The 26,908-nt window shown below is 58.5% G+C and carries 24 protein-coding genes and 2 pseudogenes; 9 read left to right on the top strand and 17 right to left on the bottom strand.

Annotation, left to right across the window (positions count from 1 at the left end; translation table 11 throughout):
* Window positions 1-355, top strand: a pseudogene (locus AKL29_RS41140) (IS5/IS1182 family transposase); the annotation flags it as partial.
* Here the strand turns inward: AKL29_RS41140 and AKL29_RS25520 are convergent.
* The gene (locus AKL29_RS25520; protein ID WP_050386067.1) at window positions 339-1,916 is read right to left on the bottom strand and encodes a hypothetical protein; all 1,578 of its coding nucleotides are present in this window, start codon (window positions 1,914-1,916) and stop codon (window positions 339-341) included. The pseudogene AKL29_RS41140 and the gene AKL29_RS25520 overlap by 17 nt on opposite strands.
* Window positions 1,917-2,566: 650 nt before the next feature.
* Between AKL29_RS25520 and AKL29_RS25525 the strand changes: the two genes are divergently transcribed.
* Window positions 2,567-3,145, top strand: a complete 579-nt coding sequence (locus AKL29_RS25525) for a LabA-like NYN domain-containing protein (protein ID WP_050386068.1) — start codon at window positions 2,567-2,569, stop codon at window positions 3,143-3,145.
* Window positions 3,146-3,341: 196 nt separating this feature from the next.
* Here the strand turns inward: AKL29_RS25525 and AKL29_RS25530 are convergent, their stop codons facing one another.
* The 3 genes from AKL29_RS25530 to AKL29_RS25540 all read right to left on the bottom strand — a co-directional run bounded on the left by AKL29_RS25530 (window position 3,342) and on the right by AKL29_RS25540 (window position 5,185).
* Entirely contained in the window at window positions 3,342-3,557 is a 216-nt protein-coding gene (locus tag AKL29_RS25530; protein ID WP_152977766.1) for a hypothetical protein, read from the bottom strand.
* A 302-nt stretch (window positions 3,558-3,859) separates the two neighbouring features.
* Window positions 3,860-4,180, bottom strand: a complete 321-nt coding sequence (locus AKL29_RS25535) for a hypothetical protein (RefSeq protein ID WP_050386070.1) — start codon at window positions 4,178-4,180, stop codon at window positions 3,860-3,862.
* A 645-nt stretch (window positions 4,181-4,825) separates the two neighbouring features.
* Window positions 4,826-5,185: a Dabb family protein gene (locus tag AKL29_RS25540; RefSeq protein WP_050386071.1), complete on the bottom strand. Its 360-nt coding sequence runs from the start codon at window positions 5,183-5,185 to the stop codon at window positions 4,826-4,828.
* 710 nt (window positions 5,186-5,895) lie between these two features.
* Here AKL29_RS25540 and AKL29_RS25545 point away from each other — a divergent pair.
* The gene (locus AKL29_RS25545; protein ID WP_050386072.1) at window positions 5,896-7,035 is read left to right on the top strand and encodes an 8-amino-7-oxononanoate synthase; all 1,140 of its coding nucleotides are present in this window, start codon (window positions 5,896-5,898) and stop codon (window positions 7,033-7,035) included.
* Window positions 7,036-7,914: 879 nt separating this feature from the next.
* Here AKL29_RS25545 and AKL29_RS25550 read toward each other — a convergent pair.
* From AKL29_RS25550 to AKL29_RS25560, 3 genes are all read right to left on the bottom strand, one after another.
* On the bottom strand, window positions 7,915-8,634 hold the full coding sequence (locus AKL29_RS25550) for a carbonic anhydrase (protein WP_082190712.1): 720 nt from the start codon (window positions 8,632-8,634) through the stop codon (window positions 7,915-7,917).
* A gap of 11 nt (window positions 8,635-8,645) precedes the next feature.
* On the bottom strand, window positions 8,646-9,371 hold the full coding sequence (locus AKL29_RS25555) for a thermonuclease family protein (RefSeq protein ID WP_028336462.1): 726 nt from the start codon (window positions 9,369-9,371) through the stop codon (window positions 8,646-8,648).
* Window positions 9,372-9,535: 164 nt separating this feature from the next.
* A complete protein-coding gene (locus tag AKL29_RS25560) occupies window positions 9,536-9,787 on the bottom strand; it encodes a hypothetical protein (RefSeq protein WP_050386074.1) in 252 nt (83 codons plus the stop codon).
* A gap of 407 nt (window positions 9,788-10,194) precedes the next feature.
* On the opposite strand from AKL29_RS25560, the gene AKL29_RS25565 reads away from it, so the two are divergent.
* On the top strand, window positions 10,195-11,004 hold the full coding sequence (locus AKL29_RS25565) for a prephenate dehydratase (RefSeq protein ID WP_202814557.1): 810 nt from the start codon (window positions 10,195-10,197) through the stop codon (window positions 11,002-11,004).
* Between the two features lie 671 nt (window positions 11,005-11,675).
* Here AKL29_RS25565 and AKL29_RS25570 read toward each other — a convergent pair.
* Window positions 11,676-12,530, bottom strand: a complete 855-nt coding sequence (locus AKL29_RS25570; RefSeq protein ID WP_050386076.1) for a hypothetical protein — start codon at window positions 12,528-12,530, stop codon at window positions 11,676-11,678.
* Between the two features lie 734 nt (window positions 12,531-13,264).
* Window positions 13,265-13,411, bottom strand: coding sequence for a hypothetical protein (locus AKL29_RS42970; RefSeq protein WP_160321790.1), 147 nt, complete (start codon window positions 13,409-13,411; stop codon window positions 13,265-13,267).
* Window positions 13,412-13,844: 433 nt separating this feature from the next.
* On the opposite strand from AKL29_RS42970, the pseudogene AKL29_RS41150 reads away from it, so the two are divergent.
* Window positions 13,845-14,018 (top strand): annotated as a pseudogene (locus tag AKL29_RS41150) (hypothetical protein); the annotation flags it as partial.
* A gap of 690 nt (window positions 14,019-14,708) precedes the next feature.
* On the opposite strand, the gene hemN reads toward AKL29_RS41150, so the two are convergent.
* The 8 genes from hemN to AKL29_RS25615 form a co-directional block, all read right to left on the bottom strand.
* Complete coding sequence (gene hemN / locus AKL29_RS25580) at window positions 14,709-16,061, bottom strand: oxygen-independent coproporphyrinogen III oxidase (protein ID WP_050386078.1); 1,353 nt, start codon at window positions 16,059-16,061, stop codon at window positions 14,709-14,711.
* Window positions 16,062-16,668: 607 nt separating this feature from the next.
* Complete coding sequence (locus AKL29_RS25585) at window positions 16,669-17,295, bottom strand: hemerythrin domain-containing protein (protein ID WP_050386079.1); 627 nt, start codon at window positions 17,293-17,295, stop codon at window positions 16,669-16,671.
* 151 nt (window positions 17,296-17,446) lie between these two features.
* A complete protein-coding gene (locus AKL29_RS25590) occupies window positions 17,447-18,040 on the bottom strand; it encodes a helix-turn-helix domain-containing protein (protein WP_050386080.1) in 594 nt (197 codons plus the stop codon).
* 552 nt (window positions 18,041-18,592) lie between these two features.
* A complete protein-coding gene (locus AKL29_RS25595) occupies window positions 18,593-19,426 on the bottom strand; it encodes a universal stress protein (protein ID WP_050386081.1) in 834 nt (277 codons plus the stop codon).
* Window positions 19,427-19,601: 175 nt separating this feature from the next.
* Window positions 19,602-19,985, bottom strand: a complete 384-nt coding sequence (locus AKL29_RS42240) for a hypothetical protein (RefSeq protein ID WP_152977767.1) — start codon at window positions 19,983-19,985, stop codon at window positions 19,602-19,604.
* Window positions 19,986-20,050: 65 nt separating this feature from the next.
* Window positions 20,051-20,656 carry a response regulator FixJ gene (fixJ, locus tag AKL29_RS25605; protein ID WP_050386083.1) on the bottom strand — a complete coding sequence of 202 codons (606 nt, stop codon included), beginning with the start codon at window positions 20,654-20,656 and terminating at the stop codon, window positions 20,051-20,053.
* On the bottom strand, window positions 20,653-22,083 hold the full coding sequence (locus AKL29_RS25610; RefSeq protein ID WP_050386084.1) for a sensor histidine kinase: 1,431 nt from the start codon (window positions 22,081-22,083) through the stop codon (window positions 20,653-20,655). Before AKL29_RS25610 ends, fixJ begins: the two co-directional genes overlap by 4 nt.
* Before the next feature lie 110 nt (window positions 22,084-22,193).
* Window positions 22,194-22,454 (bottom strand): hypothetical protein, encoded by a 261-nt coding sequence (locus tag AKL29_RS25615; protein WP_244482411.1) that lies wholly within the window; start codon window positions 22,452-22,454, stop codon window positions 22,194-22,196.
* Window positions 22,455-23,458: 1,004 nt separating this feature from the next.
* Here AKL29_RS25615 and AKL29_RS25625 point away from each other — a divergent pair.
* The 4 genes from AKL29_RS25625 (at window position 23,459) to ccoO (ending at window position 26,902) form a co-directional block, all read left to right on the top strand.
* Window positions 23,459-23,686: a hypothetical protein gene (locus AKL29_RS25625; RefSeq protein ID WP_050386085.1), complete on the top strand. Its 228-nt coding sequence runs from the start codon at window positions 23,459-23,461 to the stop codon at window positions 23,684-23,686.
* Window positions 23,687-24,107: 421 nt separating this feature from the next.
* Window positions 24,108-24,470 (top strand): hypothetical protein, encoded by a 363-nt coding sequence (locus AKL29_RS42245; protein ID WP_160321791.1) that lies wholly within the window; start codon window positions 24,108-24,110, stop codon window positions 24,468-24,470.
* Window positions 24,471-24,506: 36 nt separating this feature from the next.
* Window positions 24,507-26,159, top strand: coding sequence for a cytochrome-c oxidase, cbb3-type subunit I (gene ccoN, locus AKL29_RS25635; protein ID WP_050386087.1), 1,653 nt, complete (start codon window positions 24,507-24,509; stop codon window positions 26,157-26,159).
* A gap of 8 nt (window positions 26,160-26,167) precedes the next feature.
* Window positions 26,168-26,902, top strand: coding sequence for a cytochrome-c oxidase, cbb3-type subunit II (ccoO, locus tag AKL29_RS25640; protein WP_050386088.1), 735 nt, complete (start codon window positions 26,168-26,170; stop codon window positions 26,900-26,902).
* Window positions 26,903-26,908 lie beyond the last annotated feature (6 nt).

The following is a 26,908-nucleotide window of genomic DNA, read 5'->3' on the forward strand; positions in this document are numbered from 1 at the left end:
CACTCACCGGCTGTTCGATCGAGCGGGCCTATGTCGACAAGGGGTATCGCGGTCACGATGCACAAAGTCCCCGTCGCGTCTTCATCTCCGGCCAGAAGCGCGGCGTCTTCGGTGTCATCAAGCGCGAGCTACGCCGCCGCTCCGCCATCGAGCCCATCATCGGACACAGGCGGAAGGTCACCTCGGCCGCTGCTACCTCAAAGGCCGTGCCGGCGACGCCGCCAACGTCATCCTCTCAGCCGTCGGCCACAACTTGCGCCGCATCCTCGCCTGGCTCAGGGAGTTCTTACGCCTTCTCCTGGAACTGCAATGGCGAACGCTCGCCTGTCCCGCAGAGCTCAATCCGGTTTCTTAACGAACGACGTCGGATGATGAGCTACGAGCTGAACGAGTGCGTCTTGCGGATTGAATGGATGGCCCTGCCTCCTCACTCCTGCTGGCACCAACAGCGCCGTGTAACGGTCAGACTTGATTACGAATCTGGTTGATCGGTTCTCCTGGCTCGGCTCGGTGCCGCTCCCGTCCAGCGCAAATATCTGCGCGGCCGGGGCGGGGTTATGCTCGTGCGGCCAGTGTATGGGACGGGTAGACTCTGCGAAATCCAGATCTTCGGGATCTTGCCACGCTGGAAGAGACGACTTTGGCCCGGCCTCTTCCAACATTCCCCACAAAAGATCCTGATCATGATCTTCCGCGGAGAGGAACACTGGTGATGCAACGTTGCCGCCTTCGCCGCGCGACACCGACACATCTTCGTGCCCAGTAGCCCCTGTTAGGGACTGCGCCGCCTCCCATTGCGATAGTTCGGCCTGAAGAGGGGCCTGCATCAGCATGCGATCGCTCGGACCACCGACCTCGCTCAGCTGCCAGCCAAAACCCGCATGAGTTGCAGTCGCGGGTGAGCCCTCTTGCTGGGCCGCGCTGCCCGATTGTTGATGTGTGAAATGCATTGAGGGTTGATCGAATTGGTCGGCCGGCAGCGTCTGGCCCAGATTCGCTGCGCCGAGCTGCTGCCCCTCCTTGTCTGAATTTTGCGCGCCCCAGTGAGCGGCTGAATCCATTCCCGGCCACCCCTCAGATAGATCGAATCTGACGACGACCCCCGCGCCGCACGAGTTTCCATCACGATCCAAAGGCTGCTCTTGATCGAGAAAGGACATAGGCAAATGATCGATCGGATCTGGCGGGACCCGCGAACTCGATACGTTCTCACGCGAAACGACTTGGCCGATGCTCGCGCGGTACTCTTGAAGCCGATTCAACGCAATGAAGAGTCTCTTGTCATTTGGAAACAACCTATCAGCATGGCGAACCAGGGTCTTGTAATCGAGGCGAGCTATTGAGGAAGGCCGGAGTGCCACGGCTAGTTTGCGAAGGCCGGTCGCATAGTTGTCGGCGCTCTTCTGGTCGATCATTCGACCAAAGCCTGCAATGACCGCTGCCTTGAGGAGGCGCTCGTCTTCCTTCGACGCACGATATTTTGTTGGACCGGGGCGAACAGGGGCGTCCGGATTACGATATCGATCGATCAGCGACAAAGCGGCCAGGATGAGCCTGTTGTTCGGAAATAGCCGCCGAGCGCTATCGCGCAACTTTGCATTGTCTAATGCAGCCATCGTTTTGCCGGAAAGCTTAAGCTCTTGAGCCAATTCACGAAGACCGCGGTCATAAATGCCAATGGTGACTGTGCTCGCTGGGACCTGCCGAGCGTGGGCTAAATCGGTCGCCGCCTGAATGAGGCGGTCGTCTTCCTCAGCGATATCGAAGAGCTGCTTGTGCGGATATGCGTTATCGGGTGCTTGCGCCGCCGCGCTTATGTGTTGCTCAAAACCTCCTTGCTGCTGCGGAGTTTCCGCCGCGGCATCGCACGTATCCGGATGTCGATCGAATCGGTTGGTATTGTCGAGCGAATCCATATTTTTGCTCCGCTTGAGCGATTTCTAATTGTCTCTTTGTCGCTGTCTAGCCTCTGGATACCGGCGTCAGCTGTCAGAAACCTGACGCATCAGAACAAAACCAGATCCGTGAGCAATGAGATCGACGTACGAGAGGGATGGAAGTTGGCGCGAAAAAGCAGTCGCTTTCGCGGAAGGCAGACCCTGGTGGCTTACTTCCTTGCGTTTTTGGATTTTGCCCGTTGATCGATGCGCGGTCGGGCGGCGGCGATCAGGTGAGAATTATCACCCTTATCGCCGCCTGCTATGCATCCACGCTACGCGTATTGAAAGTATAGCGGAACGGTCGCGCGGCGTCGGGCCGATTACTGAATAATGCTTGAAAGCTCCCACTTAACGTGGTGGCCGCGCCCTGCGGCATGGAACCTCCGATCGATTGACCGCGTCTCCCACCTTTCGGCCGAAAGAAGGGGCGTTCGTCGTCACACATGCAAATCGTCCAACGTCATATTTCTTTCACGCCTTTCGCAGAAGGCAGGCTTTGCGCCTTTCTAAGCAGCTGGGAGATGCGGCATGCCAAAGCATGCTCGCGGACCAATGCAAGTTTTACGCAAGCGGCTAGTGGATAACCTGCGCGGCCCCGCGCATCCATTTTGGAAGCTGGAGCAGTGATGTCCCAATTCGAAAAGCTCGCCCTCTTTATTGACGGTCCCAACCTCCACGCCACTTCCAAGGCGCTTGGTTTCGAGATCGACTACAAGCGCCAGCTTGAGGAGTATCGGAGGCGGGGCCCGTTGCTGCAAGCGTTCTATTACACGCCGATCGCCGAGGATCAGGAGTATTCGTCGATCCGGCCGCTCATCGATTGGCTGGACTATAACGGCTATACCGTCGTCACCAAGGCAACTGGGGAATTTCTTGACGCCAGCGGTCGGCGTAAGGTGAAAGGTAACAAGAACATCGAGCTAGCGGTCGATGCCATGGAACTCGCGGAGCATATCGACCAGATGATCCTATTCTCTGGTGACGGCGACTTCCGTTCGTTGATTAGAGCCGTGCAGCGCCGCGGCGTCAGTGTCACCGTCGTCTCGACCATTGCGGTCCAGCCGATAGTCGCAGACGAACTTCGGCGACAGGCGGATGATTTTATCGAACTAGCGCAGCTGAAGCCAAAGCTGGGGCGCGATCCGGCCGATCAGTTCGGGCCCGCGACAGATGCCGGCAACCAAGAGTCGGGTAGCACGGAATAGCGCATGCGGTGACGGCAAGTGGCCGTCATGCCCGGCGGCCCGCCGGCTCCATGCGAGGAGCACGAATATCTCGTGATGACTTCCTCTCAGTGCTTCTCGCGCCTGTTCATGCTGTTGTGCCATCCTCTCGGAAAGTCCGGCACCAGCGGGGATTGCTGCTGGCCGTAACGCGCTCGGCAGCAGCCTTCCCGCGCCCTCAGATGGGACTGACGATGGCTTCGGCCGCATCCTGCGCGGGCTGACCAGCTGCGCTGGACCAGTGGTCGGATTGCCGTAGTTCGCTCCCAAGCCGCATCAGGCTGCACTGCAGCCAAAGTTTTTCCTGCTTCTCGTGCCCGCTACGCCGAAAAAGCGACTCGGCATATGCGCGCATGCGGAATCGGTAAAGCAGTCGATAGAAATGACTGGCCATGTATCTGCTCCTGGTCCAGTTCACCAACGAGACGCTTTTCATCGCGTCATTGTCTTCATTGAGTGCGATGTTTGAATTTTATCCCAAAAAACGCTTGAAGCCGGCCTTGGAGCCCCGTCCCTTGATGGATTTCACTCCAGGGATAGCGGTTCACGACGTAAAGGGGCAGTGGCAAATTGGATCTCCGCAATGGAGATCCATACTTGAGCCATGAATTAGAAGCGGATGGCAGGCAGGGATGTGGCCAAGATCAAGTCGACCTCGTGCCGGACCTAGCGTCATTCTACGATAAAGTCGCCGTCTTAGATGCCGCGAGAACCCGTGCAGGCCATGATAAAAGCATCCAACAGGCTTTGAAGGCTTTCGACGTCTACTAACAACCTATCCGACGCTTCGCGTTCTGTTGTGCCGAGCGCATAGGACTCGCGTAGGCGCCTGGCGTGGTTTACCCGTTCGCGGCTCGCTTTTCGGCAAACCTCTAGCTGCGCGGGATCATGACGGAGCTTGTCAAACTCGCCGAGCAACAATCTCGTGACCGTTTGTCGTTCATGGCTGGTGAGATCAGTGCTGTAGAGCACATTGAGATAGCGATCGATGTTGGCACGCGTGACGTACCCGTACATGTCGCTAGTCCCCTATGTCCGGGACGGTCCCTGGGAAAGAGCGTATTGTAGCGCCCAACGACATCACTAGCAATTGTTGCTGTTCGAGCCCGCCACTGCGGAACGGCTCGACCATTGCGTTTGATGATCATGGCACAGAGCCTTCGGAACGTGCTCTTGTGGTCCATTCTGGGCACGTCGGCGATGATAGCGCGCGGCTTTGTCCGTTTCGTACAATTCTTGCGTCCTTTTTGAGGACGATGCACGCCGCCGCCGGCCGCCCTTCCCAGCTGTGAGATTTCAAATGGGGGAGCGGGGCAAAAACAAGCTCTGTCAGAGCTCAGTCTCGAGTTGGCGCCGGTGAGAGACTAGAGGCCCCGTGTATCAATCCGGCGGCGACTGCCGGTTCGATCGCATACAATGCAGATCCTTATGAAACGTACGATAATGGCTTGCTGCGCTAGTCCAGCAAGAAACGTAAACTGCGAGCGATTCATAAGACAGCGCATCGCAGTGAGAGGCTCGACCGATTCAATTCTCGAAAGTGCCTTGAACAAGTTAGTCACCGAACGACTGCGTGAGCTCGTATGCGCTCCGATATGATCCCCGTGTCAACGAGCGCGCCGTTCGGTTGAATCCCGCAGGTCTCTTGGCATCGACGCCGGGTTAACGTCCGCACGTAGGCGCGGCTCGCCGGCTAAGCTGGATCATTCCTCCGACCGCGGCGAAGCGCGTATCTGTGGACACATCGTAGTCGGCCGCAAACCGCAGCTCCCGGAGTGGCCGTACCAGCCTGATCGCCTCCTGGTATAGGCCATGCGCTTTATAAGCTCCCAGTTCCGTCTCGTTGTCGAACTCGGCATAGACCACGACGTCGATATTGTTGTCGAATTGGTCGGTCTTGCGATTGCGAGCGATCTCGAGCCGGCGTGCATGTGGAATCGGTGTGAGAACCGCCAGGCCGTCGATGATTTTATCGATGTGAGCCTCATTCATGGCGGCGAACAAGACGAGGTGACGAATCATGGATGGCCCGAAGCTTGTGTTGCAGGTCGGTCAAATAGTTATCGTTAGTTTGGCCGCGCGGCAACACGCGCCAAGGAGGTCGACGGTTTTGTGCGCCGGAATTGGTAGTCGGTGTCGCAATCGCTTGGGTACAGAGCGTGCGCTTATGATACGATTAGATCACGCTCGCTGATCGAACGCGCGCTCGTCCGCTTTGTACGAAGTTTTCGAGGGCGTGGGAAAGCGCAATCTGCCAACATAGCTATGCGACGGCGGAATGACCCGTGCCGCGGTTGGTTCACCCTCTCGGCGGGCGTTCGGGAGGGCCTTTTAGGTGCGGACAATTGGGGGGCAGATGTCTTCGCGTGACGCTGGCATCAAGATGAGCAGCGTCGGCATCACCTGCATGGGCAAGTTTGTCGACGATCGCGTCGGTATACTTGTCCTGCTTGCTCATTCACGTTGTGGAATGAAGTCGATGGCGTGCGATTGGTGGCGTCGCTGAGCGATCCCGGTGCGCGTGGTCGCGACGGGCAGAATCAGATTCAACCGGACAAGAGACTTGTTCGCCGGACGTCGGTTCATTACCGATGGACTGGAGACGCCGTGCTTCCTCGGCCAGCGCGCTTCGATCTACATGCAAATCGGTCGCGCGCCGGTGACATGGCACAAGCTGAGAACTGTGCCGCGAAGATTCGATCGGTCGCTGCGGGCGGCAGGATATTTGATCGATGAACCCGCCGCTTAATGCTTATGTCGCGGCCCTAGGAGCCTTGAAAGATGACGATCGGCTGCGCGGCCTGAAGCCGCGCACAGGGATCGATTTTGCTTCAAACGATTATCTGGCGCTGGCGAATGCGCCCCGTATGAAGAAGGCTATGTTCACCGCGCTCGATGCCGGTACGCCGATCGGAGCTGGTGGGTCACGGCTTCTGCGCGGCAATTGTGAGGAGCACGAAGCTCTCGAATCGGAGGCGGCGCGGTTCTTCCGAGCGGAGACAGCGCTGTTCTTCGGCGGCGGTTACATCGCAAATCTTGCCATTCTGACAACGTTGCCGCAGCAGGGCGATTTGCTTGTTCTCGATTCGCTCGCACACGCCAGCACTCATGACGGCGCACGAGCGGGCCGAGCCGAGTTCCGGATAAGCGCTCATAATGACCCCCAGTCAATCGAAGACACGATTGGTGATTGGCGCGCCAAGGGCGGAAAGGGGCGCGTCTGGGTCGTGGTGGAGAGCCTCTACAGTATGGACGGAGACTTCGCGCCCCTTAAAGATCTGGTCGCAATCGCCGAGCGCTACGAGGCGTTCTTGGTCGTGGATGAGGCTCATGCGACAGGTGTTTACGGCGAGCAGGGACGGGGGCTCACCGCGCCCTATGAGGGGCGCGAGAACCTCTTGGTGGTCCACACCTGCGGCAAAGCGCTGGGCGCGGCGGGCGCACTTGTGACGGCTTCTGGCGTATTGCGCGACTTCATGGTCAATCGATGTCGTCCATTCATTTTCGCCACCGCGCCACCACCCCTAATGGCAGTCGCGGTGCGAGAGGCAATCTCAATCCTGCAGGAGGAGCCTGAACGGCAACGACGGCTGATCGATCTGGTCGACTTCACACATCGGCAGCTCGTTGTGTGCGGTCGCGCGAGTTCTTCGAGCTCACAGATCATTCCTTATGTTGTGGGCGACAATGCCGGCGCGATGCGGCTCGCCTCTGCACTGCAGGCCCGTGGCTTTGACATCCGTGGGATACGGCCGCCAACGGTGCCTGTGGGAACGGCACGGTTGCGGATCTCGCTGACACTTAATGTCGTGCAAGATGATGTATCCGACATGATCGATGCGTTAGTCGAAGAGACTTGGGGCGACGTGTAATGAGGCCGCGCAAGATGGTCATGAGGCTGATGTTGGAATCGGCAAGTCGGTCTCCAAAGGTGCGCGCCGACGCACGCAGTTGCGTCCTTTGAATCGGGCACTTCGGAATCAAATTGATAATGCTCACCTATGCAGAGCGGTCAGCGCTATTTGAATAGCACTCTCAAAGACGTCCATCGATCCTTGAGTGCCGGGCTCGAGGCGTGAAAGCGAAGGCGCAGAAATCCGACGTTCCAGCCGTTGATCGCAGCTGTCGCGCGCGAGATAAATTCCGGTTTATTGCGGATCCAAAGTATGCTCTTAAGATTGATTTAGCGATGCGGCTTTTCCGAGACTGGCGGTCGCTTCGTTGGCTGATGCAGGAGAGACCGTCCGATGCCGTCGCGAGCAACCGTGTTCCTCTCATCGGCCGGCTGGGCAGCCGTCGTGATCGTAATTCTGCTGTATGTAATCTTCAGCCCCAGCTGAGCCGGACGTCCCTCAACGGGACGATCGGTATCGGTGCCATAACGGATGATCCGGCCAGGATAATTGTCTGAAATTGTACGCTGTCGCCGAGACCGTGCTTAGATCCCAAACATCCATCGCAGCGCATTTCTGCGGCTTCAGTCAACCGTGTTGGCCAGGGCATTGACGGCGGGCATGGACACAGTCGGTCGCGGCAGGAAATTATGTTGGTGCTGGCCGCGCGTTGCCAACATAAGTGCGTAGAGTACGAGGAGGATAGAGAGCCCGCGCATAAAAAGGTATCCCTAAGCTGTATGTCAATTGTGGAGCGGATCACATCCGGTGCATTTACTGCAGCCGACGGACGCGAACGAATTCGCGGCACTCACCGGAGCCGCGTTAGTCGTTTAAACGATTGCGAGGGTGCTAGGGTCAGTTGAGCAGATCGACCTTGCCGGTGTCGAGCCGGTACAGACCTCCAACCACTTTTAGTCTGTTCTGCTCGACTGCCGCGTTCAGAACCGGGCCCGCCGATTTAAGTTTATCGACGTTATCGATTACGTTTTGCCGGATCGCATTGGCGAACGCATCACCGGTTTGCTGGCGCGATTCCCGTACTGCAGGCGCGAGCGAAGCGACGAGGGATGGAATATGCCCCGGCGCCGGCTTGTCGTCGTTGAGCGACCTGATCGTGGCGTCTATGGCACCGCAACGATCGTGACCGAGTACCAAGATCAGCGGCGTGTTTAGCACGGCGACCGCATATTCCATACTGGCGACCGTGTCACCGTTGGCAAAATTACCGGCGAGGCGGCAGACAAACAGGTCACCAAGTCCGCTGTCGAAGGCAAGCTCAGGCGCTACGCGAGAATCGGCGCAGCTCAGAACCGCCGCGTATGGATTTTGCCCATCGACTAAAACCTGACGCTCGCGCTTGAAATCGTTGGCTCGTGATAACCCCTGGACATAGCGGTCATTACCTTCCGTTAGCCGCTTCAGCGCAGCATCTGGCGAAAGCTGGTTGTCCGGCTTGGGCGGCCGCTTTGCTTCCTTCGCATTACCAATGTTGTCGACAAGCCCCATGCCAACCACCGAGACGGCGAACAGCAGTAGCGAGCGGCGCGAAGGCGTGATCGAACGGTCTGCATGCATGTGTGTCCACCTCATCGCGCGGCTTTACGCCATCCCGTGGCTTCAGCCTCCGCCACGCTGCAGAGCCAGCGTTCACCCCGCTTCTTCGTCATGTCGATTTGTCCGTAACCGAATTGTCCTGGCACGTGATAGATGCGCTCGCCGTTGCCGCCCACCGTGCCTTTTATCAGACACTCGGGTGAGGGCGGCTCCGATAGCAAAGCGGATCCGAGCAGGAGCTCCTGGGCATCGGTCGGTACCGAGCTCGCGCCAATGATAATCGTTCCCTTGTTGCGGTGACGCCAGTCCCAGGGCGTGATGAACGCCCCCGACCATAGGCCCGCATAAGCATGGCTCGCCACAACCTCATAGACGGCGTAGATATGGATATTTCGGCCCCATGATAGTGCCCAGCCCGAACGTACCATCCACGCGTTCACGTCCTCGCCTGCAATGAAGCAGCTCCCGAGTGACCTGCCGTACTCATCTCGCCCGGTGGTATGACAATCCCACGTTTGTCCGTTCGAATGCTTGATAAGCTCATCGCGAGCAGCTATGCCGCAAGCCCATTTCTGGCCGTGGGTGTCGAGGCAAATCTGATCCGTTTCTGGCGCGTCGATGCCCGAGAGCCGAATTTTAGTTTGCTCGATCTCGATCGTATTGCCGTCGACGATCCGCGGAGGGCCGCTGAGTTTCGCTGCGCAAGCCGGAGATGAGATGACAGCGAGAAATGCAGCGATCATTGCGCGGCGTTTCATCCCGGCAGCCTTTCGCTCTTGATCCATCCGATCAGAAGCACGTACAACCCGGCATTGCCACGTTGGACTTCATGTCGGGTATTTGGTCTGTGTTGCATCATTCTTCGTTTGGTTAGTGACCGCTCTGGTCGATTGCCAACCTACGCCCTGACGCAACGTGAGGTTCAAGCGATTTTCTCCGGTGCGAATGTTGCGGTATGCGTTTGGCGGCCTCGACGTCTCTCAGTAGGCGCACCGCCGCGCACCGCGCTCAAAATCATCAGCGGAGCGTTGAACTCGCCAGCCTGATCAGTCCAAGAACCAAGGTGCTCCAAAAGAAAGCCATCAAAAGAAATGAACCCAACATGCAACGCGTTCGCGGGCGCCGTCTTGCAACGCAAGATATCGGCGTAGATTCGCTCGATGTGGCCGGACATCGGGAAACGACCGGTAATGAATGAGGGGCGGGTGGCTTATGGTGTTGCCGAATTGCGGTACATAGATGGCTCTGCGAAAGTGTACAGATCCGCATTCTTAGGATTGCATTCATTGGTGAGAGAAACCATGCAACTGGGAATGCAATGTGAGAGCGTTGGATGGGACGATAGGACTGGCATTCTTAGCTCACGACGAGTACGTTACGGCTCGCATTCAAACCTCATTCATTCAAGCAATGTTGCCAAGCAAGAGGTAGTCTAACTGACATCGGTTCACGCAGCATGCGCTTCAAGATGAAGATCGCACTTGGCGATGGCACTCATCTTCCCGCCGCGCGACAAAGAGCAATACGGGTGGGCCGTCAACGTTGCTCGCGGCCGCGAGTCTCTCACTGGATGGACGTACCTTGACAGCGACACCGGGCCAGATTGGATATCTTGGACCGGCCGGATCATGGACACATCATGCGTGCCTTGAGCTGTTCGGTCCGTCGGACCTGGTTCCCATGTCCCAAGATGAATTGATCGCGGCATATCGGAGCGAAAAGATTGACCGGGCCTGCCTGCCCATTACGACTTCCCTTGTGGGAGCCACCCCGTTTCTAAATCCGATTCTGGACCTGGCAAACGTAAGGATCGTTGCCGAATATCCCAAAATGCTTGGCTATAGCCTTCTTGCTCGTCATGGAGCGCGTCTGGAGGATGTCAAAGAGGTCCTCGGGCATCCGGTTGCCTTTGAAGAGGCCAAGCTCTGGTTAGATTACTGGCTGCCGCAGGTTCGTCGTACCGCGACGGCGAACAGCGGCGCCGCGGCGCAAACCGTGGCCAACAGCGAAGGCTTGGTCAAGGCTTCCATTGGCCCCAAATTTGGCGCAGCAATATATGGGCTAGCTTCGATCGTGGATGGCATCGAAGAAGGTCCGCACAATGTCACGCGCTGGTGGGTCCTGGGCAGGGATAGCCCTTCGCCGACTGAGAACGACAAGACGTCGTTGTTGGCGACCGTAAGGGATGCGGATCTTGCTTCCTTGCTTGCTTCTTTCGCCGGCGCCGGAGCCCAGATCCTGACGATTTACGAGCGACCGGCAAAAACGGCCCTCGATCGGCATAGATATCTGATTGAAGTCGCGGGACATGAGACGATGAATAGTCTTGCCGGGCTGCTTCGCAAGCGCCCTGACATTCGCGTGCTGGGGTCATATCCGCGCCGGTACTGACGGCTTCTACTTGGCACGATGCGAGGCGTTTCGGAACTGGTCGGTCGCTCGCCCAGATATCTTAAGCCACTCATGTGAGGGATATCGCACCCATGAAGACTGTCCTTCACGGCGTCGCGAGGAATTGCTCCCTACTTAGGTAACGCGGATGGCCTGACCAAGGCGCATGGCGAGCGACGCGTGGACGAGAACTGCTTGCGCGGGCGAAGCCAAAGCTGCGGGTCGTCGATAAACTCAGCTACTTGCCGCTGGAGCCCGACGCGGCGCATCCGTTCTAGCGATCGCTATGAAACCGGCGCCATGCCGATCACCTCGAACCAGCAGCGTTGCCGAATGGGGGAATGGGCACCCTGTTCGCCGACCCGGTGGTCGCCACCGCGATCCCCGAGCGGCTCACCACAGCCACGAGCTGACGAGCCGCGGCGACAGCCATCGGCTCCGCGCCAAGCGAAAGAGCAGCCTCATCAAGCCGGCCGCCGCTGACGGCCCTCCGGTCGGTTCCGCCCCGTCAGTGGCGGAGCTAACCTTCAACCGACATTATGAACCCGAGGGTGGGGCGGTTCTTCATGGCGCAACGGGCAGTTCCGGATGGCGTTTGACAGTCATCGCATCGATTTCTCGCGGAATGGGCCGCTTCCGAACGCGTCCGCTGTGCTGCTAGTCCGGAGTACTCAACGTGAAGGAGCTGAGCTGCGATCTCGCTCTGTGGGACCATTGGCCGAGGCCTTTCGCGCCTTCTCTATTGCTTCCCGTTCACTTGGCTCTATGCGATCGAACCAAGAGCCTGGAGGAAAGGCGGCGATACGCTTGGCAAAAAAAGATCGAGGCTCCCAATCTTGTCCCTCGCTCTTCTCGAAAGTGATGACGCCATTGTGGGTAAAATAATGGGGCCCTGGGATCTTGCAGTTCACCAAAAGCAGAACGCGCCACAGATCACCCTTTTCAGTTGGCTTGTCATTCGGTTTCGACACGTAATCCACTGCAACCGGTTCAATGATATCGCAGCGGCCGTGCCGCAGAAGATTGCCGAGCTTGCCTTGCGCGGTCGTCACGAAGTTGAAGTTGGCCGGATCATGCAGAAAGCGAAGATTTGGGTTCCTTTCGCCATCTGTGACTTCACTGGCGATCAACGAGAGCGCCAGCGCGCGCCAGCCCAATTCAATCGGCTTTGTATATGTCGACGCAACTCTAATCGTCCCGTCGGTCGCGATCTTCCAAGTGATAGCGTACCGTTCGTCTGATTTATTGTCCGGGTGCCTGGTCCACGAAAAGTAAACATACTCCGTTCGGTCAACTCCTTCAGCGACTCCCCACGATCGAGGGACGAAGTGAGCCACCTTCGAGACTTGGGAGATGATTTGTTCTATAGTCTCACCATCTTGCGCTCGCCATGTCGACTTGACCCTTTCGACAAGCGCGTTGTCGTTGGCGCGAACATCGTTGCTCGTCGCCGCCAACCCGGCCAGGCAGATCAGCAGCCGACCGATACAGAACCAAAGCATGCGCCTTCTAGACATTTTGGTCATTGCTGCCGGCTCATCCACACGTCAAATTCTAAACCGGGACATCCTGAACGTGCTATGCGCGATCGCAAGTAGTTAGCGGCAACGTGACGCGGGCGCCTGCTGATGTCCCGCGTGAGCAGGCGCCGTCCCTCGATGTCACGCGCCGCTAACTTCAGTGGTCAGCCAAAGCCTCAATTTGCAATGCTGGACCTGCCCAGGAGGAGAAGCCTGGACATGCCGATGACTAGCATTCTTCGTGCCAGGCAATAGCCGGCAATTCGTACGAGATTTGTGCCGTCTTTGTCGACTTCCCAACTTGCGCACGTTTTAATGTTACCATTCAGCCCTATTCGTCGCGACTTCCGTGATTGATTCCTGTCACGCGCTGGATCTTCGACAGCACGGGCGAACGCCTGCGACAGATCCTGACGACAATTGGAAGCAGGTTTGCCGCCATCGAACCGTGTGGTTCGGGGCCGTTGCCGCTGCTGCGAAGGTCGAAGGCGCCTCAGCCGGGTTGTGCTTGGCACTTTGCGGCCAACAACGGAGCGAAGGCGGCCTTCAGCGGCGAGCAATTGGAATCGACGCTAGGGAGGTCTCGAGTCGAGCAGGCGGGGCGAGACGGTGGCATTCGCCGCTCGCGCGATGACGCGTTTTTTGACCTGTCGTCTATCTGTTCGTCGTCGCAAGCCAATCTTGGAGGGAGTTGGGTTTCCCGACGTGTCGACTGGCAAGAGCGGGAGCCCGAGGCCTTGCTAGCTTCGGCTTGAACCGCTCAACACTTTCGAGAGCATCTGCCTGACGGCCTGATTCATAAATGGTCTTGCGATCCAGCCGAACAGGCCGACCGTAAAGACAGCAGCAGCAAAGACGCCGAGAGCACTCCAAACAGCCATTTTCATTGCAGGCTTCTCTTTTCGTTGTGGTGATTCAATATGCTTGCTTTGGGCAGTATCGCCAAAAACATCCGCGTGACGCCTACCAGGACTGGCTGGTCCTAAAACAACGTGCTCGCTGAGTATGCTGCTGGACTTAGCGCGTATTTCGTGCGCCTATTCAACACTTATCCTTGGTTGTTGGTGGATAAGGCAGACGCATCGAAGCGTGCTCAATGAACCGTTCGATAGCCAGATTGCATGAAGAGCGTCCTGCCCGGCGCCGTGACCTTTATCGCGCAGGCTTGCTTCGTCTCTTCCAAGAGTCGACGCGTCGATGAAGGAACTCGCCGCCGATGCGTTAGCCTCTTTTGCACCGCCCCAAGGAGTTGTTCTTGCGATCGAGGTGCGCGACCGCTCAGGCGCGCCTATCGCCGGAAAGAATTTCGTAGCCCGGCTCGAGCGCCCGGAGCTCATGGCGTTCGCTCGGAAGCGGCTGCGGAGTTCGCAACTCTGGGGCAATCCGGACTGCGGCCTGAAGACGCGCAAATGGGAGGAGGTTCGCCCGGCACTGGTCAACATGGTCGCTGCTGCCCGCGAACTGCGCGTTGCATCCGCTCCCGTCGACCGTTGATCCTGGACCTAGTGTCTCTCGTCGAGAAGGCGATCGCTTGATCGCTTGTGGGCGTTTGCGTCGTGAGGCGCCTTGGAGAATAAAAAAAGCCCGGCCGCCTTGAGCGGCCGGGCAGAGTGTGTCCGGGAGGAGCGACGCTGCTATGCATCGCGCCGGCTTCCATCGGCAGAGGGAGGACAGCCGATGGCTCGATCACGGCGAGGACATCCGCCGAGAAGCTGACCCCAGTTAAAGCACAAGCTCAACGTAGCTCAATTATGCCGTGGTATGCGGCCGATATAGCGTGGGATAAGAAATCCACACGAAGGTTTGCCGCTGATGCGTACTTTCGCTACGTGTAACCGAGCCGAGCAGCGTGGGCGGGGAGGTCGCGGCATGGACGGGCACCAAGCGCAAGCTGGTGCGCATTCCTGCCCGGAAAAGATGTGCCCGATCGACGCGACTATACGAAAATGCCGACTGCAAAGTCTTATAGTCGTGACCTTGCTGTTGATTTTGACCCTGCTTCGAGCACTCGTGGATTCCACTCGATAGCCAAGTGTCGGTTTCAAGCTCTGTTTGAGATGCGCGGCTCGACGCGGGGCGCGAACGGGATGCCAACCGGCGTGCTCTTCAGCGCCGCAATTGGTCGTCATCCAAAGCCAGTCGGGTGTCGAACTCCCATCTGAAACGTTCAGTTCTGCTCAGTCGTTAGACCACCTGACTATGTATAGCCCTGGACCGAGGGAGGTGAGCGTCGAAAGCCGATGCGACGGTCCGGGCCAGGAACTCTGCGCCAGCTGCTACGGAAAGCTGGCCATCATCAATCGCCACAATGCCATCGGCGATAAGGCTGTCGAGCCGGTAACGATCGACGACAGCCGACCTCGGATCCCGGCCGTAACGACGGGATGTCTCGGAAAGATCGATAGCCAGGTCGCACATGATCCGCTCGATGATCTCGCCATGGAAACGATCGTCATCGGTGAGCAAATAGCCCTTCGCGGTGGCGAGCCGATCCTCGGCGATGCGAGCGAGGTAGTGCTTTGTCGAGACAGCGTTCGCGACAAACCCCTGTTGCATACGGCCGATGGCGCTGGCGCCCAGACCAATGAGAGCGTCCGCGCTATCGTCGGTATAGCCCTGGAAGTTGCGCCTCAACTTGCCTTCCCGCTTCGCTAGGGCGAGATTGTCGTTCGGCAGGGCGAAGTGATCGATGCCGACGCGTACGTATCCCGCATCAACCAAAGCCTTGGCGATCGTTTCGGATTGGTGGTGGCGCGTGACGCTGTCGGGCAGGGCCGACGCATCGATCTTGCGTTGATGCTTCTTGAACGAAGGAACGTGCGCGTAGCCAAAGACCGAAAACCGGTCCGGATGAAGATCGAGGCATTTGGCGACGGTGTCCAGGCACGAGGCGACCGTCTGCAGGGGCAGGCCATAGAGGAGGTCGAAATTGATCCGCTCGACGCCGGCCCGGCGTAACCGGTCGACCGAAGTCGCGGTCTGTCCGAAGCTCTGCAGACGATTGATGACCTGCTGAACAACAGGATCGAAGCTCTGGATACCAAGGCTCGCCCGGCTGACCCCGCAATAACCCAGCGCCTCGGCCATCGGCTCGCTCAATATGCGTGGATCGATCTCGACGGCGATCTCGGCATCGGGCAGGACAGCGAAGCAATAGCGCAACGAACTGACCAGATCAGCAAACGTTTCAGGCGTCATGATCGTCGGGGTGCCGCCCCCGAAGTGGATATGAGATATCGGTTGCCGTCGACCAACGGTTTCTGCAACGAGGTAAGCTTCAGTCCGCAGTCCCGCTGCATAGATCGCGATCGGTTCCTGGCGTTTCGTGACAGACGTGTGGCAGCCACAATACCAGCACGTGCTTCGACAGAACGGCACGTGCACGTAGATCGAGGCGGATTGCTGGGCGCCCAACGACTTGAGCCAGGTTTGATAGTCGGATTCGCAAACCAACGTTGAGAAATGGGGGGCCGTCGGATAGCTGGTGTAGCGGGGCAGCCGGTGCTGCCCGTAGGAGTTTGCCAAGTCCGGTCGCATTCGGATGCCTTTCTTCCTCTTCGGCCGATTACCGGACACGCCGCGGATAAGCTTTGCGCTGGCTCAAATATCCGCGCCGAGCCATCGTGGCCATCAAGCCGAAATTGGTAGGGCATGCCCGCAGCGCATGCATTGCACTTCGAAACGCGATGAAAGCGCTCGCCCGCTCGCCCGCTCGCAATGAGCAGCATCCTATACGCATGGGCGTCCGTGGTTCGTTGGTGATCCAATCCAGTCACCGATTGAGTGAGGTGAACCAAACAGCAATCGGTGTAGACGTCGAAGGTCAGGTCCTGCGTTGCCCTGTGCCAGGCCCGGAGGCTTCGAGAAGCGGCCGCAACTGTCCATCCCGATCGATCGGTGGATGTAGGCCGTTTGGCGCGATATCAGTCGGGGAAAGCCGAGCAACACCGGCGCTTGCCTTGCCGACGCTCAGGTCATGAAACCTTCGGGTTCGGCATGCCGATTGCGCCCGGCGGACTGAAGGAAAGCAATTGCGGATTTCGTCCTGGCTCTGCGCAGCGCATGCGTGCGAGGAAGAATCTCCTTCATTTCAATGGGATGAGCATGACGTCCACTTTTCCCTCGTCAAAACGCCAGCGATCAATTACGGTCCATCGGCTTTGGCGCCATCTGGCGGCTTGCCGGCCATTGCGGACGAAAACGCAACCGAGCTCCGTTCGGCTTCAGCTTCTTGCTCCAATTCTAGAATATGCGCTCTTAGTGCATCGGAAGTCGCTTCCGCTGCCTCGCTGAATAGCGGATCCCCGTCATCAGTACGGGCGGACGCGATTTCGGTCCAATCCTCAGCCGATAGAGCCTTGATGGCGGCGGGGAAGAAATCTCGTTCTTCCCACATCATGTGGCGCCGCTCCCGCAATATAAAGTCGCGCACGATGTTGCCGACGTCTTGCCGAAGAAGTTCACGATCCGCGAGGACACCATCGATAGCTCGAGCGAATTGGTGCAGACGGTCGATGACTTCGCGGTGTTCGTGCGCGAGATCGCCGACGCTAGCAGCCGCGTCCGGATCGCGAGTTCTGAGCTTGGAGAAAATCAGGTCTTCCTGAGGATGATGGTACACCTCCGGATAAACTTCGAAGTAGCTGATAATCGCGCGAATTACCTCATAGTCTGGACGGACCCCATGCTCAAAAACCTCCAATTCACGTTGGAGGGCGACCAGAAGCAGATCAATATTGCGATGCTCTCGAAGCAGAAGATCGATAATCATGGCGGTGCTCCACGGAGGAACAATGTAAGCTTAGCGATCCTGTCACCCGTGCGAGATTCGCCCAAGCAAAGGTTCGATGTCCTTGACGCGCCGCGATTCGTCGGCGCTGTTCGGTGCAAAGAAGTCGCTCATTCCACAGCGATGCTTGAGCTTAGCCCAAGTTCTGCGCAACGCGGCTGGGCAATTTGTCGTTACGTAGCTCGATTCGGCGCAAGGACGGCAGGGCGATCACGCCATTCTGCTCGAGTTGAGTGAGGGTGCGCGAGACCGTTTCGATGGTCAAGCCAAGGTAATCTGCAACATCCTGCCGTGACATGGGCAGTTCGATCGCAGCGTTCTTCGTAGCGCGGCGAGACATATCGAGCAGGAATGCCACGACCCGCTCTTCAGCGCTGCTGATCAGGAGCATCAGATGTTCCTGAAAGCGGCGGAGCTCAAGCGCCATCGCGTCCCATAGTTGCCGTGTGAGCTCGCTCTCGTGGCTGGCGCGAGCAATGAGAGCGCTGCGCTTCACCATCAAAAGATGCGTCTCACAGACCGCCTCCGCCGAAGAGATATGGCTGTCTCCGGCCTCGAAGCCGAAAATGTCACCGGGCAGATAAAACGCACCAATCTGTCGACGTCCATCTTCCATAATCTTGTAGGTTCGTACAGCACCCGATACCACCTGATATAGGTATTCGGCTGCCTCGTCCTCGCCATAGATCTCGCCATTGCGAGCGAACCGCATCGGGGTCGCAACCATACCAAACGGTCCATGGGTACGAGGTTGTCTGCACAAGACACTGCTCGAATGATGGCTAATCTCGTGAATGCTTGCGGTCTGAGCGTACATGGCGACTCGATCTTCAGAACGTCGATGGGGCGGGCGCAGATTGGCCGCTTCTAACAAATTGGAAAATTTGGATGTTTCCCCTAGGTAGAACCCACTAAGTATTTATACGTAAGCCCGTGAGGACGATTCTCGAATGAGTGCGGCGCCCCTTCGGTTGCTCGAATACGGCTCAAAACCGACGAGGCCGCGTTGGATTAGCAAGCTGCATGCTGGCTTGTCGGTCGTTCGCCTTGAAGAGGAGCTCGGACTTCGTCGGATGGGCGGTGACCAGATTGTCCCGCTCCTCCAGACCGGTAGCGTATGTGCAATGTTTCGAAAACCGCGGCGGATCGGCTTCCGCCTCGCCTCGTCGATGGAGCGACGGCGGGCGCATGAGAGCCAGGACAGGCGGCGCTCTTCTTCGGCGGGCGGCCGGTGCTTCGCCCTGCGCCGATCGACGGCGTCCAGGCCGCATCTAGTGCTTCAATGCGACATCAAAACCGGGATGATGTTTGCACGAAGCAGGTCTCCCGAGATGCCACCGAGAAGCCTTTCCCGCAGCCGAGAGTGGCCGTATCCGCCCGTCACCAGCAGGCCGAGGCTTTCGTCCGCCACAAGCGATAGGAGGCCGCGGTGCGCTGACTGGGACGCTGGGAGCGACACGATCTTTGCAGGAAGCCCTGACCTTGCAAGATACTGTCCCACATGGTCGGCGGAACTTTCCGCCGGGACCTTGTGCGCAGCAGTGATCACGATGACGGTCAGCGCGTCCGCTTCGCACAGCAGCGGCATCGCGTCGTGCAATGCGCGGGCCGCAAGGCGGCTGCCGTCCCAGCAAATCCCGATTCGTCTGGCCGAAAAAGCGCCGTGGAAGACGCTTGGCAGATACAGAACTGGCTTGCCGGCCTGGAACAGGATCTCCTTGGGGATAATGTTGTCGTAGCTGTCGTAGCCGCTCTGGGGCTGTGTGACGATAGTCATGTCATGCACTCGCGCGCTGGCGCAGATGCTTCGACGCGCCTCCGCCGGAACCGCAGTGAGCGCGCGGCTCGCATAGGAAATGCCGGCGCCCCTTGCCTGCAGATCAAAGACATGAAGTGCCGCCTCGGCTCTCTCCAACGCACGGGCCTGCTCGATTTCAAAGACCGACGTGACGGCCGCCCCGCCGAGTGCAGCGAGCGGAATAATGGTTCTCTCGTAACCGATTGCCAAAACGTCAAGATGCGCGCCGGTGCTCTGCGCGAAGGAAATTGAACCGTTCACCGTAGCCCGCACCGGGAGCTCGGTGGGAAGATGGACCAATATGTTCCCGAACATTGCCGTTCTCCGGGCATGAAACGATTGCTGCCCTCGGAGCACAAATCTGGTGCCGCGCAATCGATCTGCTTCTAGCGGTCGTAGATTTGTTTAGGCAGCATCAAACCGGCCACGGACAGTTCGCGCAGGTCCGATGCCAAGTAGAACCAGCATGGCATGTATTGCATCGGTCATGTCAACTGCGAATCCTGCACGATTCGCGCACAGCGATCTCTGTTGCACAGATCAGGGGGATCGGGGCGGCCGGAGATCGCGGATGCCGTCCATTCCTTGCCATCGCCTGCTCGATATTCATGTCGTCGAAACCGTTCGCACTGAGAGGAACGGCCAGCCAGTAACGGAGGGTGATGTGCGGCTGGTCGCCGCGGTTAAGCCCGATACGCCAATGCTCCAACTTCTCCGGCGGCTGCTGCAAAATCAAACAGCGGCATGCGAGGACATCGTCGCAGAAGGGGGCGGGCGCCAGGTGACGAGCGCGTGCACCGTTCGCCTGGGCTCGCCTTGACCGCTGGGCAACGCATTTCCAGGACGTTCCACCTAAGCGATTGAGATCATTCATGGACGATCCGTCTAAGATCTTTTCGAACCACTGTTCGTCCCCTGTATCGCGCGCTGGCGACCCTGTTAGAGTCCGGCGGCGATGGCGATCCGCATCAGCTCGGACATGCTGCGTACATTGGTCTTGGCCATGAGGTTGGCGCGGTAAACCTCGACCGTCCGGGGGCTGATGCCAAGATCATGGGCGATTACCTTGTTGATCTTGCCTGCTAATAGTCCCCGCAGGACGTCACGTTCGCGCGACGAGAGGTCCGCTAGGCGGGCTTCTGCCTGCAGTTTCGCAGCGTCATCGGCTGGCTTCGTCGACCGCGCTTCCAAAGCACCGTTGATGGCACGCAACAGCACCTCGTCCTCGAACGGCTTCTCGATGAAATCGACCGCACCCGCTTTCATCGCTTCAACTGCGAGCGATACGTCGCCATGACCGGTTATCAGGACGACCGGACAGACGATGCGATCGGCCTTCAGCTTGCGGACCAGTTCGAGGCCGCTCATGCCTGGCATGCGGATGTCTGATACAACGCAGTCGAGCGGACCGCTCGCAATGTCAGTGAGAAACTCGGCCGCAGTCTCGTAGGCTGCTACCCAGAAACCACTAATATCAAGCAGAAACGCCAGAGAGTCCCGCATCGCGGCGTCATCGTCGATCACAACAATGCGTCGCCCGGTCATGCTTCTTCACCGAGGTCGGCAAATGGTAGCGTGAACTGGAAGATCGTGCCCCCGCCCGGATTCGCTTGCGCGACGATGTGGCCGCCGTGAGATTCGACGATTGTCCGGCAGATTGATAGTCCAATACCCATGCCGTGCTCCTTCGTCGTGACAAAGGGCTGGAACAGGCGGTCGGCGACATCAGGACTGATGCCGGGACCCGTATCAGCAACGGTAAACCTGGCGAGGCCATCGACCTTGCTAACTCCGACGGTCAATTCGCGGCGCGGACAGGAAGCCATCGCCTCGATTGCGTTGCGTATCAGGTTCAGCGCGACTTGCTGGATCTGGATCTTGTCTACGACCATTGACGGCAGATCGCGGTCGCTGTGCATCGTCACCCGCACGCCTTGCTCCTTGGCGCCGAGCAGGGCCAGCGCCACAGCCTCTTCAAGAAGCGTGAGCGGATTTTCCACAGAATGCTGCGTCTCGCCTTTGGCAACGAATTCCCGCAACCGCTTGATGATATCGCCAGCGCGCAGAGCCTGTTGGACAGCGTGTTCCAGTGCATCACCGATGCGATTGGCGTTCGGCTTGTCCGACGCCAGCAGAGCTTTTGCGCCGCGCATGTAGTTTGTGATCGCGGAGAGCGGCTGGTTGATTTCATGGGCGATGGACGATGCCATCTCGCCCATGGCGGTCAGCCGCGACACGTGAACGAGCTCAGACTGCAGCTCTTGCAGCCGCCTTTCCTGGGCCCGCCGTTCGGTTAGGTCTCGGATGAAGCCGGTGAAGAAGCGTTCGCCGCGAACGTTGGCCTCGCCGACGGCAAGCTCCATCGGAAATGTCGAGCCATCGCTCCGCTCGCCGACCACGATGCGACCCATGCCGATGATGCGCCGCTCGCCGGTGGTCAGATAACGTTCAATGTAGCGGTCGTGCTCGGCCCGGTAGGGCTGCGGCATCAACTTGGATACATTCCTTCCAACTACTTCGTCCGGCAACCAGCCAAATAAACGCACTGCCGCGGCGCTGAACGAGCGAACGATACCGTTGTCGTCAATCACGATCATGGCTTCCGGCACGGTGTCCAGGATCGACTGCAGATGGGCTTGCCGATACCGCGCCTGCTCCGATTCCTGCCGCAGCCGGTCGCCCATGAAGCCAAGCATGGGACCAATTACCGCGAACGCGGCAATATCGATCATGTTTGCGGAAACGGTGATGAGGCCTTTCCCAAGAAATGTCGCGCTGATGACGAGGCAGAGCAGGGTGGCGAAGCTCGCGGGCCCGCGGCCGCCGGCGAAAGCTGCAAAAGCGATCGCCGGAAGGTATATGACCGTAAATGAGCGGTCCTCGAGATACGGATTTAGCGCCGCGCGGAGCACGAGGGCGAGCGCAGCGGCTGCCGCGGCAGCGCCATAGCGATACCAGATGTGGTCGGACATATTTGCCGGTGGACCTTCTCATTCAATCGACCCTCATCGTTTGGCCGCGGGAGACCACCGGCGTAGACGCGTGTCAAATGACGCCGATAGATTGTACAGGATAGCCAGCGCTATTTGAACCAAATGCGCCAGTGCGTGGGCTGCACAGCAACGTGTTCCCCGCTCTTCGCCTTGATCCAGCCGCCGAAGATCCGGCGGCAAGGAAAGACCAGCCGATGAATCGCATTCCCCTCGATCACGCCAATCTCCAGGTCCCGATCAAAGGGCGCCGTCTCGATCCGCTCCCAGGTCACGTTGCCGTTAGATCCTGGACGGTGTTCATCGCCGCCGACTGACAATTCAAGCAACCTTCCAGATATTCCGAACCACATCACTTGTCCGCCGCGCGAACAGCTTCAGCCAAATATCATGCACGTCTCGCGCGGTCTCCTGTCATATCGAACATCCTTTATTGGTGGGACGTTTCCTTCACGGCGTCGATCGTAAGGCGGACGGGCTAGCTGCGCTCGGCCCGGAGCATCGAGTCGGTCCGCGGATCGATGAAGTGGAGACCATCGCAAGCGACGCAGGTTATCGGGTGCAGGTTATTGGCACCTGACTCGGCCGCGTCGTCCGGCAGCAGTCCCTGAATCCGGTCGCCCGCATTTGGGCACGAAAAGATGATCGGACGCCAAGTCGTTCTGTGTGCCATGTGTGTGACCTTCCGGAAGATCGTTTCTACCGGTCGGCGACTGCTGAAGTATTGATCCAGGTCAAAAATGCGCCGTGCGCGTCTAGCGCGACCGACGGCGCGTGCTGCGCCCCGAGTGGGCAGGGTGGACAAGCATGTTCCGCTCAGGTGATTAGCTAGCGCCGCGCCTCAGTTCCGACAACCTGGATGCAACCGGGTTGATGGAAATCAAAATGCAGGACGCACAATCATGCGAATGTTGAAGTGCACCGCACGCACATCGGACATGACAACAGGTGTCATTGATGATGCGAGCGGCGTGAAGGAGATCTTAGATTGATTGCTCGCCTCGCATTGTCGGTGGCCTTGCCGGCGCTGATCGCAGCCATAGGCTTTGGCGCGGAAGCCCTGAACCTTGGCCTTATCGAAACCTTGGCTGCGGCGAGCCTGATCATCGGCTTCGCCATTGCGGCGGCAGGGTGGGCCGTCAGAAGCGAGATAGGAATGGTTCGCCTCATTGGCTTACGATCATGGGGGCGCCGGTCCTGCCGACGATAGTGCCGGGCCGCCGGCACTCGTCAGAAGAGCCTCTTTCACGGTGAGTGGCCAATTGCTTTGGGATGCTGCTTGAGACAAATCAAATACTCTCCTGGTTCTAATCGCAGAATAGGCAAGGATGAGCAAATCCACCGAAGGAGGGTAGTCATGCCTTCATTTGACGTTCGCTTCATTAAGACCGTTTGCGACGATACCGGCCACGAGCATCGTGCCTGTCAGGCAGCGTTCAAGGTCGACGCCGCATCGCTGAGCGCTGCTGCACAGCAAGCGGAGACCGACTTCTGCAAGCAAAAAGGTGTGTGCGATTGGACCATCTTCGCCGATGCGATGGAGCTTCGAACCCCGCCTGCATTGCCGCCGGCATGGGGCGGCTAGTCTGATTTCGGCTAGCAGGTCCCGCGAACTCTCATGGCGTGGTCATTCTGCGAGTGCGGGCTCGATCTCGAAAAACATCGCTTCGAGCGTCAATTCGAAGGAGCTCGCGAATACTATCGCCGCTAATGCAGCAGGCGTCCTGTTGTGCGTGACACGAAGTGCCCTTGCGGCACTCTTGCCGGCCGCTCGTTCAGCCGGCTTGCTCCGGCGCTCCGCCAAGCCTCTTGCCGGTAGGGCGATTGCTCCCACGTTGCTCTTATTTGATGCAGGTCAAAAACAATTCCGCCTCCAGCAGCTATGGCTGCTTCGAGGGACATGACACATGGTTAGCCAACCTGCACATATCGGTGGTCCTTGGCGGTTGAGGAATTTGCTCAGCCGGTTACGAGCGAGCCTGTCTCGGACATCCGAGCTGGCTTACTTGAGCCCGCAAGACGTCGATGCGATCGCGCGTGAGCTTAATCTGTCCACACCCGCTTTTCGAGCCCTGGCGCAAAGTCCGGGCTCTCCCGAACTCTTGAGCAAGCGCCTCGCGCTTGCTGGTTTTTCCGAGGGGGCGCTTGCCGCCTGCCATGGTGACGTATTGCGCGATCTGCAGCGGGTGTGCGGCCTATGTCAGGGGAAGGCCCGTTGCGCCGCCGACCTCCAAACAGGGAAGTATCGAAATCCGCTGAAAGACTGCCCCAACGAACACACCCTGCGCGCGCTCGATCGTAGGATCGATGACGGCCTCCCGCCGCGCTTCGCGATTGATGAATCCAATCGCCGAGCTCTCCGAAAATAGTTCCCCAAGCATCCCGCTTTCGAAGAAGGCCAAGCCATGACAAGCCCAGCTCCTGCCTCGAAATCCACGACCATGGGTGAAGCAGGCCTGATGTCGGTATTCGCAGTTTCTGCCTACGTTTTCTTTTTCGCCGGAGCGATGGGGCACGATTCTGCGTTTACCTTCCACGCATTGCTGGCTTCCGCCGCCAGCCTAGCTGCTGCAGGCGTCATCCTCAATCGCTACTATGAACGGCCAGCGCAATTACCGCCGGCGCAGATCAATGGCCGACCGAACTACAATCTCGGTCCGATCAAATTCGCCTCGGTGCTGGCGATGTTCTGGGGCATTGCGGGCTTTTCCATCGGTCTGCTGATCGCCTCGCAACTTGCCTGGCCTGCACTGAATTTTGACCTGCCCTGGACGAGCTTCGGCCGGCTTCGCCCGCTGCACACATCGGCGGTGATCTTTGCGTTCGGCGGAAACGTGCTCATCGCGACCTCGTTCTACGTCGTGCAGAAGACATGCCGTACGCGCCTGGCCGGCGATCTTGCGCCATGGTTTGTGGTCGTTGGCTATAATTTCTTCATTGTGATCGCGGGCACGGGCTATCTGTTCGGTGTCACTCAGTCGAAGGAATATGCCGAGCCGGAGTGGTACGCCGATCTCTGGCTCACCATCGTCTGGATCACCTATCTCATGGTGTTCCTGGCGACATTGTTGAAACGGAAGGAACCGCATATCTTCGTCGCCAACTGGTTCTATCTCGCCTTTATCGTCACCATTGCAGTGCTCCACCTTGGCAACAATCCCGCATTGCCGGTGTCGGTGTTTGGTTCGAAATCCTACATTGCCTGGGGCGGCGTCCAGGATGCCATGTTTCAGTGGTGGTACGGCCACAACGCGGTCGGCTTCTTCCTGACCGCAGGCTTCCTGGCGATCATGTACTACTTCATTCCGAAGAGAGCCGAACGCCCGGTCTATTCTTACCGCCTGTCGATCATCCACTTCTGGGCGCTGATCTTCCTCTACATCTGGGCCGGACCGCACCATCTACACTACACGGCGCTGCCGGACTGGACACAGACGCTGGGCATGACGTTCTCGATCATGCTGTGGATGCCCTCATGGGGCGGCATGATCAACGGCCTGATGACGCTTTCGGGCGCCTGGGACAAGCTGCGCACCGACCCGGTGCTACGCATGCTTGTGGTCTCGGTTGCCTTTTACGGCATGGCGACGTTCGAAGGTCCCACCATGGCGATCAAGGTCGTCAATTCGCTTAGTCATTACACGGATTGGACGGTCGGCCATGTGCATTCGGGCGCGCTGGGCTGGGTCGGCTTCGTATCATTCGGCGCGCTGTATTGTCTGATTCCCTGGCTTTGGAATCGCCAGCTGTATAGCCTCAAGCTCGTCAACTGGCACTTCTGGATCGCCACGATCGGAATCGTGCTCTACATATCTGCGATGTGGGTGTCCGGCATCCTGCAGGGGCTGATGTGGCGCGCCTATACCTCGCTTGGGTTCCTCGAGTACTCGTTCATCGAGTCGGTCGAGGCCATGCATCCCTTCTACATCATCCGTGCCGCGGGTGGCGCACTGTTCCTGATCGGCGCGCTGATCATGGCCGCCAACCTCTGGATGACCGTGAACGCACAGGAAGTCGATCAAATCCAGGACGCTAGAGCGCTCCAGGTCGCGGAATAGGTCATCGCATGTCGCTCTGGAACCGACACAAGGTCTTTGAGAAGAATTCGATCATCTTGATCGCCGGCATCCTTGCCGTGATAGCGGTCGGTGGCCTGGTCGAGATCACGCCGTTGTTCTACCTCAAGAGCACGATCGAGGCGGTGGACGGTGTGCGGCCGTATACGCCGCTCGAGCTTGCCGGCCGCAACATCTACGTACGTGAGGGGTGCTACCTCTGTCACTCGCAGATGATCCGGCCGTTGCGCGACGAGGTCGAGCGCTACGGGCATTACTCGCTGGCTGCTGAGAGCATGTATGACCACCCATTTCAGTGGGGCTCGAAGCGGACCGGCCCTGACCTCGCACGTGTTGGCGGGAAATATTCCGATGAATGGCACGTCACGCATTTGATCAATCCGCGCGCCATCGTGCCGCAATCGGTGATGCCGGGCTATCCGTCGCTGGTGAACACGGAAGTCGACCTGACCGACATGGTCGCACATCTGCGCACCAATCGGCTAATCGGCGTCCCCTATACCGAGGACCAGATTAAGAACGCTGTCGCCGACCTGAAGACGCAGCTCGATCCCGATAGCGCCAACGTCGAGTCGTTCCAGAAGCGCTATCCGAAGGCGGCTGTCCGCAATTTCGACGGCAGGGCCGGCAATCCAACCGAACTCGATGCGCTCGTCGCCTACCTGCAGATGCTCGGCACACTGATCGATTTCAAGCTCTACGACGAAAAAGCCAACCTGCGCTGAGGGATC

The sequence above is a fragment of the Bradyrhizobium pachyrhizi genome (assembly GCF_001189245.1).
GTDB lineage: Bacteria > Pseudomonadota > Alphaproteobacteria > Rhizobiales > Xanthobacteraceae > Bradyrhizobium > Bradyrhizobium pachyrhizi.